Annotated in this window: 10 protein-coding genes; 9 read left to right on the top strand and 1 reads right to left on the bottom strand. The window is 32.3% G+C overall.

The genetic code is table 11. The features are described 5' to 3' along the window. Positions 1-5: 5 nt before the first annotated feature. Positions 6-2,153: a cation:proton antiporter gene (locus NJT12_RS22235; RefSeq protein ID WP_271338319.1), complete on the bottom strand. Its 2,148-nt coding sequence runs from the start codon at positions 2,151-2,153 to the stop codon at positions 6-8. A 316-nt stretch (positions 2,154-2,469) separates the two neighbouring features. Between NJT12_RS22235 and NJT12_RS22240 the strand changes: the two genes are divergently transcribed. From NJT12_RS22240 to NJT12_RS22280, 9 genes are all read left to right on the top strand, one after another. Next, positions 2,470-3,897 (top strand): L-serine ammonia-lyase, encoded by a 1,428-nt coding sequence (locus NJT12_RS22240; RefSeq protein ID WP_271338320.1) that lies wholly within the window; start codon positions 2,470-2,472, stop codon positions 3,895-3,897. A 123-nt stretch (positions 3,898-4,020) separates the two neighbouring features. Further along, on the top strand, positions 4,021-5,220 hold the full coding sequence (locus NJT12_RS22245) for an SH3 domain-containing protein (RefSeq protein ID WP_271338321.1): 1,200 nt from the start codon (positions 4,021-4,023) through the stop codon (positions 5,218-5,220). Between the two features lie 49 nt (positions 5,221-5,269). After that, entirely contained in the window at positions 5,270-6,088 is an 819-nt protein-coding gene (gene panB, locus NJT12_RS22250; RefSeq protein WP_271338322.1) for a 3-methyl-2-oxobutanoate hydroxymethyltransferase, read from the top strand. 391 nt (positions 6,089-6,479) lie between these two features. Next, positions 6,480-7,169 carry an RluA family pseudouridine synthase gene (locus tag NJT12_RS22255; RefSeq protein WP_271338323.1) on the top strand — a complete coding sequence of 230 codons (690 nt, stop codon included), beginning with the start codon at positions 6,480-6,482 and terminating at the stop codon, positions 7,167-7,169. Between the two features lie 73 nt (positions 7,170-7,242). Beyond that, positions 7,243-8,571: an aldehyde dehydrogenase gene (locus NJT12_RS22260; RefSeq protein ID WP_271338324.1), complete on the top strand. Its 1,329-nt coding sequence runs from the start codon at positions 7,243-7,245 to the stop codon at positions 8,569-8,571. Between the two features lie 122 nt (positions 8,572-8,693). Beyond that, on the top strand, positions 8,694-9,485 hold the full coding sequence (locus NJT12_RS22265; RefSeq protein ID WP_271338325.1) for a DUF2189 domain-containing protein: 792 nt from the start codon (positions 8,694-8,696) through the stop codon (positions 9,483-9,485). Positions 9,486-9,577: 92 nt separating this feature from the next. Continuing rightward, the gene (locus NJT12_RS22270) at positions 9,578-13,630 is read left to right on the top strand and encodes a PAS domain S-box protein (protein WP_271338326.1); all 4,053 of its coding nucleotides are present in this window, start codon (positions 9,578-9,580) and stop codon (positions 13,628-13,630) included. Positions 13,631-13,723: 93 nt separating this feature from the next. After that, on the top strand, positions 13,724-14,572 hold the full coding sequence (ypfJ, locus tag NJT12_RS22275) for a KPN_02809 family neutral zinc metallopeptidase (RefSeq protein ID WP_271338327.1): 849 nt from the start codon (positions 13,724-13,726) through the stop codon (positions 14,570-14,572). Between the two features lie 580 nt (positions 14,573-15,152). Beyond that, positions 15,153-15,416, top strand: a complete 264-nt coding sequence (locus tag NJT12_RS22280; protein WP_271338328.1) for a hypothetical protein — start codon at positions 15,153-15,155, stop codon at positions 15,414-15,416. The last annotated feature ends 104 nt before the right edge of the window (positions 15,417-15,520 follow it).

The raw sequence follows: 15,520 nt of genomic DNA on the forward strand, positions 1-15,520 counted from the left end.
CAAAATTACCCCTTCTTCAAAATATTCCCTAATCCTCGACCTATTTGCTCAATGGCTTCAATACCTTTCGTTAATGGAGTTGCAGTAAAATCTTCATACGCATCCATAGAAGTCCCTTTGCGGTCATCATGGGCATAAACCAAAATCAGATTATTTTCATTAAATAATCGCTCAAATTTCTGTGGTAATTTGTCAAAGATCGACTGATAAGAAACAGATCCTTTTCTCGATAAATTAAAGACTATTAAATCTGTCAGTTTTATTTCTTCTGAGATCGATTCAAAATCATCCCAATCCATAATACTTTTAAAACCTAACTTAGCATTTAATTTCAAATTAACAGCAATTTGCTGGATTGCCTGATGTGTTTTATATTCGGCGTAAATCACAATCGGAATACTTAATTCTTGAGATAATCGGCAGATTTTCTGCAATAAAAGATGAAATCCAATTCCTCTTTCAGAAAAAGGCGGACAAATAAATACCAATCTTTTTTCTTCTATAAAAGTCTTTTGAAACCTGCAGATAAATAAACTTTTATCTACATTATTGATAATTGAATCTACGTTTTCTCCAAAAATCTTATCCAGAAAACCCGTTTTTCTTGGCCAGCCTACAATCACAATATCTGACATGATTTCTTTAGAAGTTCTCGCAATTCCACTCGCGGGATTATGGTCGATTCTGGCAATTGTATTTATTTTTACTTCTGAAGCAGATCCCTGAATAACAAATTTATCAACTGCTTTTCTATACTTTAGAATATTCTTTTCGGCCTGATCATTATTTGGCACAATCGTTAACAAAGTGACCGGATTAGCTGATTTTTTATCTTTAATTAAAAGAGCAAAATCTAGTAAAGTAGCCGTCGCAGAAGTTTTGGCTAACGGAATTAAAATATGTTCATCTAAAATTTGATCGCTATGTGCATCTTCATGCGAAACCTCTTCTTCGCAAATTGCTATTTTTTTAGCTGCTTTTTCAGTTGCAAACGAAGCAACAATACAAGTAATTAATATTAAGATAATAGTTCCGTTTAAGATATTCTCGTCCAGAATCTTTGCTTTAAATCCAACCAAAATAACGGCTAACGTTGCGGCAGCATGTGCACTGCTTAATCCAAAAATAAGTTGTCTTTCAGTCTTCGTATATTTAAAAACAATCTGAGTAAAAAATGCCGCAATCCATTTTCCAAAAATAGCTACAACACTCAAAGTTCCCGCCACAATTAATGCTGTGGGTCCGCTAAGAATCACGCTGATATCGACCAACATTCCTACCGAAATCAGGAAAAAAGGAATAAACAATGAATTCCCGATAAACTCTATTCTATTCATCAATGCCGACGAATGCGGAATTAAAGGATTTAATGCCAGACCAGCAACGAACGCTCCAATAATGGGCTCTACTCCTGCTACTTCGGCTAAAAAGGCCGCAAAGAAAACAACAGAAAGTACAAAGATATAATGAGCGTGTTTTTCGCTTTCTAATTTTTTAAAGAACCATTTTGCGATTCTCGGAATAACCAAAAACATAATGGCTGAGAAAATAGCCAATGAAACTGTTAGTTTTATCCAGAAAGCCTGATTCAGGTTTCCCTGACTGCTTCCCATAATAACAGCCAGAATAATCAAAACAGCTGTATCAGTTAATATTGTTCCTCCAACAGTAATTGCAACAGCCTGATTTTTTGCAATACCAAGTTTACTTACAATTGGGTACGCCACCAAAGTGTGTGTTGCAAACATACTGGCGGTTAAAAAACTAGCATTAAAATCGTATTGTAACAAATAATAACAAACTGGAAATCCTATCGTTAACGGAAAAATAAAGGTGAAAAAACCGAATAATAAACTCTTATTTCGGTTGGCTTTAAACTCATTCATATCCAACTCAAGTCCCGCGATAAACATAATATAAAGAAGCCCAATTGTAGAAAACAAATCTACTGCCGAGTTTTTTGCCAGAATATTAAGTCCGTGTGGTCCAATGATTACTCCAGAAATAATAAGCCCTATAATCCCGGGAATATTGATTTTTTTTAATAAAATAGGCGACAAGAGAATAATGAAAAGTATTAACGAGAAAATCAATACTGGATTGCTAAGCGGTAATTCGAATTCTTGTAAAAAATGCTTGAAAAATTCTATCATAATGTAATTTTATCTTCTTTGTGGTATTTCAATTTTTCGCAAAAGATCTGTGCAAATTAAAACAAAACCTCAGAAGTTATTATTTACCGATTTATTTAAAACTAAAAAAATCGGATTCTTTAGTGATTACTTCATTACAAAAATACCTAAAAAAAATGCGAACTTTTCACGAAAACCGCATATTAAGTAATAAAATTTGTTTCGTTGCCAAATTATTAATATTTAATATTTTTTTTAACAAAACTGCAACATTAACAAACGAAAGTAAAAGTTCATTGCATTATTCAATTATCTTTGTCTTAATAAATATTGCACAATGGAAGAATGTATCTCTGTTTTTGATATGCTTAAAATTGGCGTTGGCCCCTCAAGTTCTCATACTTTAGGGCCTTGGAGAGCCGCAGAACGTTTTTTAGAAGAGCTGAAAGACGAATCAATTTTAGACCAGGTTAAACGGGTTAAAGTCGACTTATACGGATCCCTTTCATTAACAGGAAAAGGTCACGCTACTGATTTATCTGTAATGTTAGGTTTAAGCGGGCAAGATCCTGAATATATCCCGGTTGACAATATTGCAGGAATCATTAAAACGATCGAAGATACAAACGAGATTATTCTTGCAAACGAACATAAAATTCCGTTTTATTTTCTTCAGGATATTGTGTTCAATAAAGAGTTTCTTCCTTTTCATGCAAATGGACTAAAATTTACGGCTTACAAAGCCGACGATTCTGAATATGAATCTACTTTCTATTCTATTGGAGGTGGTTTTGTAGTGAAAGAAGAACGTACAAATGCAAAAATCAAGGAGGTCATAAAATGTGCTTTCCCCTTCCCGATTCAAAATGCTGTTGAACTTTTAAATTATACGGTTTCAGAAAACAAATCCATTTCGGAAATTGTTTACGAAAACGAAAAATCAATGCGTCCGGAAGCCGAAATTCACTCTGAATTAATGCGCATCTGGAACACGATGTTAGAATGTATGTATATTGGCTGCCATACCGGAGGAATTCTCCCAGGCGGGTTGAACGTTCGCAGAAGAGCTTTTGATATGCACCAAAATTTAATAGGTTTATCGAATTATTCGAACCCGCAAACTTGGTTGGAAGAAATCAGAAAAACCGAAGTGAAATTTCGCCAAATCTTAAAATGGGTAAGTTGTTTTGCACTTGCTGTAAATGAGGTAAACGCCTCTTTAGGCCGCGTTGTTACTGCACCTACAAACGGAAGTGCTGGTGTAATCCCTGCCGTTTTAATGTATTATCTGGTAATTGAAAATCACGATGCAGGCGAAAAAGAAATCAAACAATTTTTGATGGTTGCCGGAGAAATTGGAAGTATCTTTAAGAAAGGGTCTACCATTTCAGCAGCAATGGGCGGTTGTCAGGCCGAAATTGGTGTTTCATCATCTATGGCTGCGGCGGCACTTTGCGAATTAATGGGCGGATCTCCTGCTCAGGTTTTAATGGCTGCCGAAATCGCTATGGAACATCATTTAGGTTTAACCTGTGACCCAATTGGCGGTTTAGTTCAAATACCGTGCATCGAAAGAAATACAATGGGAGCAATAAAAGCAATTAATGCTGCAGAACTTGCTTTAGAAACAGATTCTAAAAATGCAAAGGTACCTTTGGATAAAGTCATCAATACAATGTGGCAAACGGCAAAAGACATGAACTCTAAATACAAAGAAACCTCTGAAGGCGGATTGGCAATTGCTGTAAATATGGCGGATTGTTAAAATAATAAAGGTTGCCACAGATTAAAGGATTTACACAGATTAAGTAAGTATGAATTAAGCATATTAAAAAAATCATTTTAAATCCTTTAATCTCTGGCAAAAAACTCTTCCAAATTTTACTTCATGAAAAAATATTACTTTCTTATTACAATACTATTTTGTTCCGTTTTAATGCATGCTCAGGAACGTTATTTCCTTAATTCAGATACGCGTTTGTATACTTCTTCGAATGCTTCTGCTGATTTTTTGGGCTATTTTAAATATGGTGCCGAAGTACAATTATTATCAGAAAGCAAAAACGGCTGGTATAAAGTAAAAGCTGATAATTTATCTGAAGGTTATATTCCTGAAAAATATGTCGCTACAAGATTAAACGCCAAAGATGTTAAAGTTAGAGACAATGAAAATCCTATTTTAGAAGGCGGAGATAATTATTACGGCGGAAACCATCTTTTTGTTTTAGTTGCTGGTTTAAAAGCGCGAGCACAACCAGATAAAAATTCAAAAATAAAAGAAATATTAAATACAGGAGATCCTGTCGCTATTAATTACCTTCCTAAAAATCAGGAAGACTGGGTTAATATAAGTGGTAATTTTAATGATGAATACGCAAGGTTTACGCTAAGAAAATTTGTTGGCAAAAGACCTGATTTCAATACTTTAATAAATGACTTTGACAAACTGGATGTTGCGAATATCACAGAGCGCAAAACCATTGGCGAAAGACTTGTAGAATTAGCCTGGAATAGTGATAACACTACTTTAGCTCCTGCATATCAAAGATATTATGAAGTCGTTAAACAATTAAATGATCCGAAACTTCTTGCTGATACAGAATTAAATATGGCTGTTGCCAAAGGAGTAACAAAACATAAAAAGCCAGAAGAAATTCTTGCTTTCGTTAAAAAATCCGAATTTATTTTGAAAGGAGTAAAAACCAAATCATGGTATATAACCCAAAAAGATTTGGTAAACACTTTCGGAAAACCTCCTAAAAAAGCAATTGTAAGCGATGAATGTGGTGTTTATTTAAGTGAAACTTTTTATTACTATCCAGATTTAGAAGCTTCTGTAGATGAACAAAAAAATCAGGCCGAATTAACTAAAGTTTTTATTAACGAAAACAACAAGTTAGTTTTAAATCCAAACGCAATATTAGACAATTCAGTAACTGAAAAAGCATTTGTCGAAAAATACGGTACTTATATTGGTGCTTCTATAAAAGTACCACATTCTTACTCCATACAAATAGAAGACAGCGAATTTAAGATAGAATTTAAAGATGGAAAGTTATTTTCGATCGAAATATTCTTCTATTGCTGATTTCAATCTATAATTATTCAATACTTTTACATCTTCAAAAAAAAACAAAATGTCAGTAGCAAAAAAAGATTATAAAAGAATCACAACAAAGTCATTAATCGAAATGAAAAGCAACGGAGAAAAAATCTCTATGCTAACAGCTTACGATTTTACAATGGCAAAAATTGTTGATACCGCAGGAGTCGATGTGATTTTAGTGGGCGATTCAGCATCAAATGTTATGGCGGGTCATGAAACGACGTTGCCAATTACTTTAGATCAAATGATTTATCACGCTTCATCTGTAGTTCGAGCTGTAGAAAGAGCACTAGTTGTGGTTGATTTACCTTTTGGAAGTTACCAATCTGATCCAAAAGAAGCTTTGCGTTCTGCTATCAGAATCATGAAAGAAAGTGGCGGTCACGCTGTGAAACTTGAAGGAGGAAAAGAAATAAAAGAATCTATCAAAAAAATATTAAACGCAGGAATCCCGGTTATGGGTCACTTGGGTTTAACACCTCAATCAATCTACAAATTTGGAACTTACAGTGTTCGCGCCAAAGAAGATGAAGAAGTAGAAAAATTGATCGCTGACGCAAAATTACTTGAAAAAGTAGGTTGTTTTGCTATCGTTTTAGAAAAAATCCCTGCCCATCTGGCAGAGCAAGTTGCCAAAAGTATTTCGATTCCAGTTATTGGTATTGGTGCCGGAGGTGGCGTTGACGGACAAGTTTTGGTTATTCACGATATGTTAGGAATGAACAATGAATTCAGTCCGCGTTTCTTACGTCGCTACTTAAATTTATACGAAGAAATGACAAAAGCAATTGGTCAATATGCTGCTGATGTTAAATCTAGTGATTTTCCTAATTCCGGTGAACAATATTAGTTTTTTTTTTAGGTACTAAGGTTCAAAGTAACAAAGGCTCAAAGGTTTTAAAATTATAAGTTCAATGCCATTAAGTTAAGCGTTTTTTGAATGCAGACTAATTATTTTTGTGTCAATAACGCTATCAGAATCCGCAATCGTGTCATCTCGACGAAGGAGAGATCAAAACAGAAACTCGACAAAGATTGGCGAATATCTGAACGGAAATACTAGTGTGATCTCTCCTTCGTCGAGATGACAAACTTTGTGTTTAAGCTTGGAGACTTGGAGAGAAAATTATGATACAAAACTTAACTTAACAAAATTGAGCTTTAACTACAACAACATTTGAAATTCATAAAAAAGCTTTAGCCAAAATTTCTCCTTATCTAAAATTCCCAACAAATCTACAATGAAAATAATATCAGATAAAAACAACTTACAAATACTACACGAAGACAACCATATTATTGTGGTTAACAAACGCGTAGGCGACATTGTACAAGGTGATAAAACGGGTGATAAACCTTTATCTGATGTTGTAAAAGAATACATAAAAGACAAATACAATAAACCTGGTGATGTTTTTCTGGGAGTGATTCATCGTTTAGATCGTCCTACAACCGGAATTGTTGTTTTTGCGAGAACAAGTAAAGCACTTACGAGAATGAACGAAATGTTCAGTAATCGTGAAACACAAAAAACCTATTGGGCAGTTGTCAACAATAAACCTCAGGAAACAACTGCCAAATTGGTTCATTATCTTAAAAGAAACGAGAAAAACAATACTTCAAAAGCACATTTAAAAGAAGTTCCAGACAGTAAATTGGCAAGTTTAGACTATACTGTTTTTAAAGAACTTCAGAATTATGTGGCACTGGAAATCAATTTACATACAGGTCGTCATCATCAAATTCGCGCTCAATTGTCAGCAATTGGATCCCCAATAAAAGGAGATTTAAAATATGGTTTTGACCGAAGCAATCCTGACGGTGGAATTCATCTTCATGCAAGAAAACTAGTTTTTATACATCCCGTTTCTAAAGAAAACATTACAATTGTAGCGCCAACTCCGGACGAAACAATCTGGAATGCAATTTGATTTTATGAAACAATTGTTAATTTTTTAATTTTTATCGATTAACTTGCATAGGCAAAAACAAGTGATCATAAAAATGGACTATAAAAACGACATCGGGTACAGAAGAGAAACGCTGAAAAAATTGTTGTACAATATTCAAAAAAGCGAAGACTTAATTGTAAAAGCTTTGTACGATGATTTTAAAAAGCCAGAATTTGAAGCTGTTTTAACAGAAACAAATTATGTCATTTCAGAATTAAAAGATACCATAAAAAACATTAATAAATGGGCAAAACGAAAACGTGTTTTCCCATCCCTTCTTAATTTTCCTTCTACAGATTATATTTTTAAAGAACCATATGGAAACGTATTGGTAATTGCTCCCTGGAATTATCCTTTTCAATTGGCTTTATGTCCTCTAATCTCTGCAGTTGCAGCGGGAAACAGAGTTGTTTTAAAACCATCAGAACTTACACCCCATACATCAGCAATAATTGCGAAAATCATCGAAAAAACATTTCATGTCAATCATGTAGAAGTTATTGAAGGCGGTGTCGAAGTATCAAATAAATTATTAGCCCAACGCTGGGATTATATTTTCTTTACAGGAAGTGTTTCTGTTGGTAAAATTGTAGCAAAAGCCGCTGCAGAAAATTTAACTCCAATCACTTTAGAATTAGGAGGAAAAAATCCTTGTGTTATAGACGAAACCGCCAATTTAAAATTAGCAGCCAAACGTATTGTCTGGGGAAAATTTATTAATGCAGGTCAGACTTGTATTGCGCCGGACTATATTCTGATTCAGAAAAACATGAAAGTTAATTTCATTACTTTTTTAATTGAAGAAATCATAAAGGCTTACGGTAAAAAAATGGATAAATCCCCTGATTTTGCCCGTATCATTAATACCAAAAACTGGTTGCGACTCGCAAGTATGATTGAACCTGAAAAAGTAATTTTTGGAGGAGAAACAGACGCTAATGAACTTTATATTTCACCAACATTAATTGAAGAACCGGCACTCGAAAGTCCTGTAATGAATGAAGAAATATTTGGACCCATTTTACCAATTTTAACTTACGAAACACAAACTGACATTGATACTATAATCAATCGCTATGAGAAACCTCTTGCATTTTATATTTTTAGCGAAAATAAATCGTTCGCCAAAAAATTAATCAAAACATATTCTTTTGGCGGTGGATGCATTAATGATACAGTTATTCATTTTTCTAACAAAAGACTTCCTTTTGGAGGTGTTGGACACAGTGGTATGGGCGCTTATCACGGACAATTGAGCTTTGATGTCTTTTCTCACCACAAAGCTATCGTAAAAAAAGGCAATTGGTTAGATTTACCAATGCGATATGCACCCTATAAAGGCAAATTATCATCTATAAAAAAGGTACTGGATTGGATGTAATAAGTGAAAAACAATTTTGTAATGTTTGCAGATTTTCAGACGGATTTGATTAAAAATATTATATTTACGTCACATATTTATCTTAAAAGACAAAATATAAAAACAATACCACTTAATAAAAAATGAAATCTATCGTTGAACAAATCAAAGACATTAAGAATCACGGTTATCACTTAGATTTTTCAGATGTCTTTAACAGTGCTTTTGAAAACTATAAAAAAATAGCACTTTATGCCGGATTAATATTATTAGTATTTTCAATACTTTTTGGTATTATCGGTTCTATTGTATTAGCAGCAATTTTTGGTGCAGATAAATTAAGCAATCCTGCATTTTTTAATATTCAGCCTATCCATCTCTCCAGTACTCAAGTACTATATTACGTTCTGGGAACAGTTCTTTTTTCAGCATTATTAAGCCCTTTTAGTGCCGGTTTTTTAAGAATGGCATACTGTGCAGATCGCGATCAGCAATTTAATGTTTCAACAATTTTTACATATTATAAAACCAAACATTTTTTACAAATATTTCTGGCAACTGCAATCATATCATTGTTTAGTGCTTCAATTTCTACATTTCTGGAAATTCAGAAACTTAGTAATTTAGGAATTATTATCTCACTGATTATATCTTATTTTACGTTTTTAACAATTCCCCTTATAATATTTGGAAATTTAAAAGCGCTTGATGCAATAAAGTCAAGTTTCATTATTATTTCAAAACAACCACTTGTGCTTTTTGGACTAATGACTACAGTTGTAGCGGGTTTAATTGTGGGTTTTATGGCTTTTTTTATTGGAATTCTTTTTACAGTTCCACTTAGTTATTCAATGACATATGCTATATATCATGCAATTTTTAAAAATGACAAGGAAGATCCAATTGATTCAATTGGTCAATCGGATTTAGAATAAACAGAAAATTTTATATAAAAACAGAACTTAACCTACTCTGATTTAAAATTTTTTAAAAGAAATTTTACTAAACCAAACATACCCCAAATTCAATGGTAGAAAACTATAGTTTTTTCAATTCGTTGATTTCAGGAATTACCTCCCACGGTAATGCCCTAGACTCAATCATTACAAACTGGTATGTTTTCAGCTCAGATATTATTTTTTTTCACAATTCTAAATTTATCATTTTAGGATTAATGTTATTTGGTTTTCTGGGGATATTAGTTTATCAATTCTTTCGGATCAGAGCCAGAATTGGTTATTTTATAGAAAAAAAGCTAGAGGTAGAAACAGGTAACAGAGAATATCAACTCTACATTCTCTTCTTTGGTATTGCGATTATTGTAATCGAAATCATTAATGAAATCTTTAAAATCAGACCTAAAAGCTTATTAATCGTAAATTTATCAATAGGATTTGCAGTCCTGATTATCTATCTTATAACAAATAAAGTAAAATTTTTACGGGATCATATTCAACCCATTTTTATATTCTTTTTCTTTATTTACATAAGTTATGTGGCAAACAACATTATTATTCTTCCAAATGATGTTGTACCAATAATAGTTTTTTTAATTTCATTTTTCTTTTCTTACAGTATTCTAAAACCCATAAAAGTCTATTGGTTTTTCATTATTTTGGTTTTTGTTTTTTTAGTTCTCACAATTGTTTTCGATCTGATTCCTCTAAAATCATCAATCTTATTGATTAATTTCTGTATTCTGATTTTCATACTCAATCAGGTAAAATATGCCGTTTTATTAAACAATCTTGACAATTTCAGATTTACAAATGAGATTGTTCACAAAGGAAACTCATTAACAATTGCCACAAATAAAAAAAATGAAGTCCTGTTTTGCAGCGAGACCATAACATCAATTTTAGGTTATTTACCGGAAGAAGTGACTGGTTTAAAATTCTGGAAATTAACGAAAGAGACTGATTATATTGACAATATTAAAAACTTAAACCACGCAGAAAACAAACTTTATATTCGAAAATTAAAAAGCAAAAATGGCGAATACAAGTACATTCAGTGGAAAGATAAAAAATTCTCCGACGACTTAATTATAAGCATTGGTCAGGACGTTACAGAACAAATTAATGTTCAGGACCAATACAAAAATCTAATTCAGACCGCTACAGATATTATATTTGAGATTGACAATAATGGCTGTTTTACTTTTGTAAATGATTTTGGCTTTTCGATCTTGGGTTATTTTGAAAATGAAATTATCTCACAACACTACTCAAATTTTATTCATGAAAATTATCAAAGAAATGCAGTTGATTTTTATGAAAATCTAGATCCTGATGAAAATAATTTTCCAACAATCGAAATTCCAATTCTAAAGAAAAACGGAAAAACATTATGGATCTCCCAAAAAATAATAACCCGTAAAAATGATTTGGGACAAACAATCGGTTTTGCTGGTATAGCCAGAGATATTACAGATATTAAAAACATAGAAAACGAGAAAAAAAAGCGTCTAAAAAAAATAGAAGCTTACAACAATTCAACAAAAAAATTATCTACTTCAGATTTTAGCAAATATGCTAATTTAAATACTGTTATTGATTACATTATAAAAGAAGCAGCTACGGTAACGAAAACAAATCGCGTAAGTTTCTGGAAATACAATAAAGACCTGATTACGTGCAAGAACCTATTTAGCGTTGATAATCAAAACTTAAGCGACAAAAATATTCTTGACAAACAATCTTATCCAATTTATTTTGAAACTTTAAAAAACAAAGCCATCATTAACGCCCCGGATGTATTTAATAAACTAGAAACATCAGAATTTCAAAAGCTCTACTTTACCAAAAATCAAATTAAATCAATGTTGGATGTTCCAATATTTTTGAGTGGACAATTGGCGGGAGTAGTTTGTTTTGAGAGCACTGAAGAAAAAAGAGATTGGGATAACGAAGACATTACATATGCCCGAACGATTTCAGATATAATTTCTATTGCTATTTCATCTCAAATGCGTCTTGAAGCTGAGCGAAGATTAGAATTTAAAAGTCAATTACTTTATGCGCTTTCACTATGTACTGAAAAGTTTTTATTGAGCAAAACTACTCATGAAATGTTTCAGAAAACTTACGATTTAATAGGCAAAGCTGCTAAAGTCGATCATATGTACTATTATGAAAAAGATTTTACAACCAACACTGTTAGTCAGAAATACAAATGGTCAAGAAAAGGAATTAGGCATCAAACAACTGATCTACAACAACTTACAGAGGATAATTTAAAAGAAATTTATGAAGCTGCTAAAAATAGAAAAATACTAAACAAGCTGACGCGTAAACTTGAGAATACTTTTTTTAAAAAACTATTAATTGATAATGAAATCAAATCGATTTTGATTTTACCTTTATATATAAATGATATTTTTACCGGTTTCATAGCTTTTGATGATTGTACAAAAGAAAGAAAATGGTCTGAAGAAGAAATCTATATCTTTCAGGTTCTTGCCAATAACATTTCATCAGCATTGGAAAGGAATCGAAATGAGGCTAAAATTCTTGAAAGTGAAGAGAAATTTAAATTGATTGCCAATAATATTCCCGGAACTGTTTACCTGTCTAAATTTGACGCTTTTTCGACAAAAATTTTCCTTAACGACGAAATTTTAAATTTAACAGGTTATTCTAAGTCAGAATTTATTGAAAATAATTTATCTTTTCTATCCCTTATTCATCCGGAAGATAAAGATGAAGTAATCAACAATCAAATTGATAATTTACAAAGCGGAATACCTTTGCACAATATATACCGGATTCGAAGAAAAACAGGCGAATATATTTGGGTAGAAGAATTTGGAGATGTCATTAAAAAAGGCTCTGAAATTGAATTTGTAGGCGGGATTTATTTTGATATCACCAACAAGAAAGAAACTGAAGATGCCATAAAAGCCAAGCAACTGGCCGAAGCTGCAAATAAATCCAAATCGGATTTCCTTGCCAATATGTCCCATGAAATCAGAACACCACTAAATGGTATTATCGGCTTTACCCATTTATTAATGAAAACGGACTTAGAAGAAATTCAGGAAAAATACATGACCACTATTAATCAATCAGCACATTCGCTGTTAGAGATTATAAATGATATTCTCGATTTTTCCAAGATCGAAGCCGGAAAACTAGAATTATTTATCGATTTATATGATATTAAAAAAGTATTAGGTCAGGTTTTTGATCTAATTGTGTACGAATCGAATCAAAAAAATCTTAAATTAGAATTAAATGTCGATAACAATGTTCCTAAATATATCTGGACAGATATCGTCAGGATCAAACAAATTTTAATTAATTTACTTTCAAATGCAGTAAAATTCACGAACGAGGGTTCAATAAAACTGAATGTTTCTATTCTTAAAAAGCATACAAATAATTATTGTACTATCCGCTTCTCAGTAATTGATACAGGAATTGGTATTCTAGAAAAAAATCAAAAGAAAATTTTCAAAGCTTTTTCACAAGAAGATAGTTCCACAACAAGAAAATTTGGAGGAACTGGTTTAGGGTTAACAATTTCAAATCAGTTACTAGCCTTAATGGAAAGCAAATTACAATTAGAAAGTAAAATAGACACAGGGAGCAATTTTTATTTTGATTTAAATTTAAAAACAAGCAACCAAAGTATTAACGAAAAATACAATGATGAATTAAAAAAAATCAACCTTGAACATACTACCAAAAACATAACTAAAAGCTATAAAAACATTACATTTTTAATTGTAGAAGACAACAAAGTAAATATGTTATTATTAAAAACTATTATCAAAAACCTCTACAGCACAGCTTATATCTATGAATGTGAAAATGGTTACGAAGCCGTAACTCAATTTGAAAGTATTAATCCCGATCTTGTTTTTATGGATATTCAAATGCCAATTATGAACGGTTACGAAACAACAAAAGCCATTAGAAATATCAATTCAGGAAGAAATATTCCAATAATTGCTGTAACAGCCGGCGCTGAGAAAGACGAGAGAAACAAATGCCTATCAGCAGGAATGGATGATTATATCTCAAAGCCAATTATAAAAGGAACTGTAGAAGAAGCCTTAGTAAAATGGTTAAAATAGTTAAACTAAATCGTTTCATATAACTTGTAATTCCCAAAAAATATATAAATTAGTACAACAAATAATTTACAATAAACTAAAATACAATATAATATGAAGTGGCAAGGCAGAAGACAAAGTGATAATGTTGAAGACCGACGATCAATATCTGGCGGGAAAGTAGTCGTTGGAGGTGGTATTATTGGTATTATTATTTTATTAGTAAATGTTTTTGGCGGAGAAAATGCTCAACTTATCACTCCTGTTTTGGAACAATTGCAAGGCGGTCAACAACAAACTGAAGCCACAGCCACGTTAAGCAAGGAAGATGAAGAAATGGGTAATTTTGTCAGAGTAATTCTCGCAGACAATGAAGACATTTGGAGTAAAATATTTGCTGAACACGGAATGAAGTACAAAAATCCAAAATTAGTACTCTTTAGAGGTTCTGTAAACACGGCTTGCGGCGGAGCATCATCTGCATCCGGACCATTTTATTGTCCGGCAGATCAAAAAGTATATATGGATTTAGGGTTCTTTGAAGAACTGAAGACTAAATTCGGTGCCAAGGGTGGCGACTTTGCCATTGCCTATGTTATAGCACATGAAATTGGACATCACATACAAACCTTAATTGGAACTTCAGCAAAAATGCATCAGGCACAAGAAGGTAAAAGTCAAGCCCAAGCTAACAAACTCTCTGTTGCCTTAGAATTACAAGCTGATTTTTATGCAGGAGTCTGGACACACTACAATCAGGAAAATTTAGATACCGGAGATATCGAAGAAGCGTTAAGCGCCGCTAATGCAGTTGGTGACGATGCTATTCAAAGCAAAATGTCTGGACAAGTTATTCCCGATTCCTTCACGCACGGTACATCTGAACAAAGAATGTACTGGTTCAAAAAAGGTTTTAAAACCGGCGATATCAACCAGGGAAATACTTTTGAAGAAATAAGATAATTATAATTCATAGACCAAACTATTATAACCAAATGAGCATGATTTAAACATCATGCTTTTTTTTGTTTTTATAATACACTTAACAAATAAGTTTTGATAATATCATTCCTTTTTGCAACCCAGAGATAAACAAAATTCATTTCACCCTTTTAAATTTATTTTGGAAGTTTGGGTTTACCGCAAAAGGATATCGCTGCCATCCCTAACGCAATCTAAAATAAAGAGAAGTGTCATTATTAAAATGAAATCCCAATGTATTTCCCATTGAACCTTTACAAACTTTACAAGAACATTAAATCAATAGTTTTTTTGTGCTTCTCTTTTAAAAAAGCAAATTAGAAACTATTTAAGAAAAAATGCATAAGAAGCAAGGAAAGCAAAAAGAAAAACAACTTTCCACAATTGCATTTGGTAACAAAATATTATCCGGTCCAGCTTTGCAAACTTAACGAATGCTTCAGCGGAATTTTTGTGTTGATCCTAAGAATCCTTAAAAGATGTTTCGTCTGTATCCCAAAGGCTTACTTCTTTATAACAAAGTGAGGAGTCATTTAGAGGTAAAAAGTAATAGGTGTTTTTTGTGTATAAATTGTATGTTTTATTTGCAACTAAGACATTATCAGTTGTCCTGATTGTCAAACTAAATATTTCTAAGATATCAGAAGTCTTTCCTTTTACTTTTGGAGATGCAGTTATTTTAAACTCATTAGCACTAGTTGTTGTATCATCGTTTTTTATCCAATTTACTTCAGACCTTGCAAATGCTTCAGCAGAATCTTTTAATGCTAAAGTAAAAGCATTTAGAAGTCAATTTAGAGGAGTGCGTAAAGTAGATTTCGGATGAAGCGCAAAGCTTGGGGAGGAAATGTCAAAATAAAATAAGAACTTTGTAATCTAAGAATTTTATATGACCCCTATAGAACTTTTGAAGTTTATGCTTCCTGATTT

Source organism: Flavobacterium azizsancarii, from assembly GCF_027980145.1.
In the GTDB taxonomy this organism is placed as follows: Bacteria; Bacteroidota; Bacteroidia; order Flavobacteriales; family Flavobacteriaceae; genus Flavobacterium; species Flavobacterium azizsancarii.

Bases quoted from the DNA above. Each gene is read 5' to 3' on its own strand.
- NJT12_RS22235 (WP_271338319.1), bottom strand. From the start codon at position 2,153: ATGATAGAATTTTTCAAGCATTTTTTACAAGAATTCGAATTACCGCTT.
- NJT12_RS22240 (WP_271338320.1), top strand. From the start codon at position 2,470: ATGGAAGAATGTATCTCTGTTTTTGATATGCTTAAAATTGGCGTTGGC.
- NJT12_RS22245 (WP_271338321.1), top strand. From the start codon at position 4,021: ATGAAAAAATATTACTTTCTTATTACAATACTATTTTGTTCCGTTTTA.
- panB (WP_271338322.1), top strand. From the start codon at position 5,270: ATGTCAGTAGCAAAAAAAGATTATAAAAGAATCACAACAAAGTCATTA.
- NJT12_RS22255 (WP_271338323.1), top strand. From the start codon at position 6,480: ATGAAAATAATATCAGATAAAAACAACTTACAAATACTACACGAAGAC.
- NJT12_RS22260 (WP_271338324.1), top strand. From the start codon at position 7,243: ATGGACTATAAAAACGACATCGGGTACAGAAGAGAAACGCTGAAAAAA.
- NJT12_RS22265 (WP_271338325.1), top strand. From the start codon at position 8,694: ATGAAATCTATCGTTGAACAAATCAAAGACATTAAGAATCACGGTTAT.
- NJT12_RS22270 (WP_271338326.1), top strand. From the start codon at position 9,578: ATGGTAGAAAACTATAGTTTTTTCAATTCGTTGATTTCAGGAATTACC.
- ypfJ (WP_271338327.1), top strand. From the start codon at position 13,724: ATGAAGTGGCAAGGCAGAAGACAAAGTGATAATGTTGAAGACCGACGA.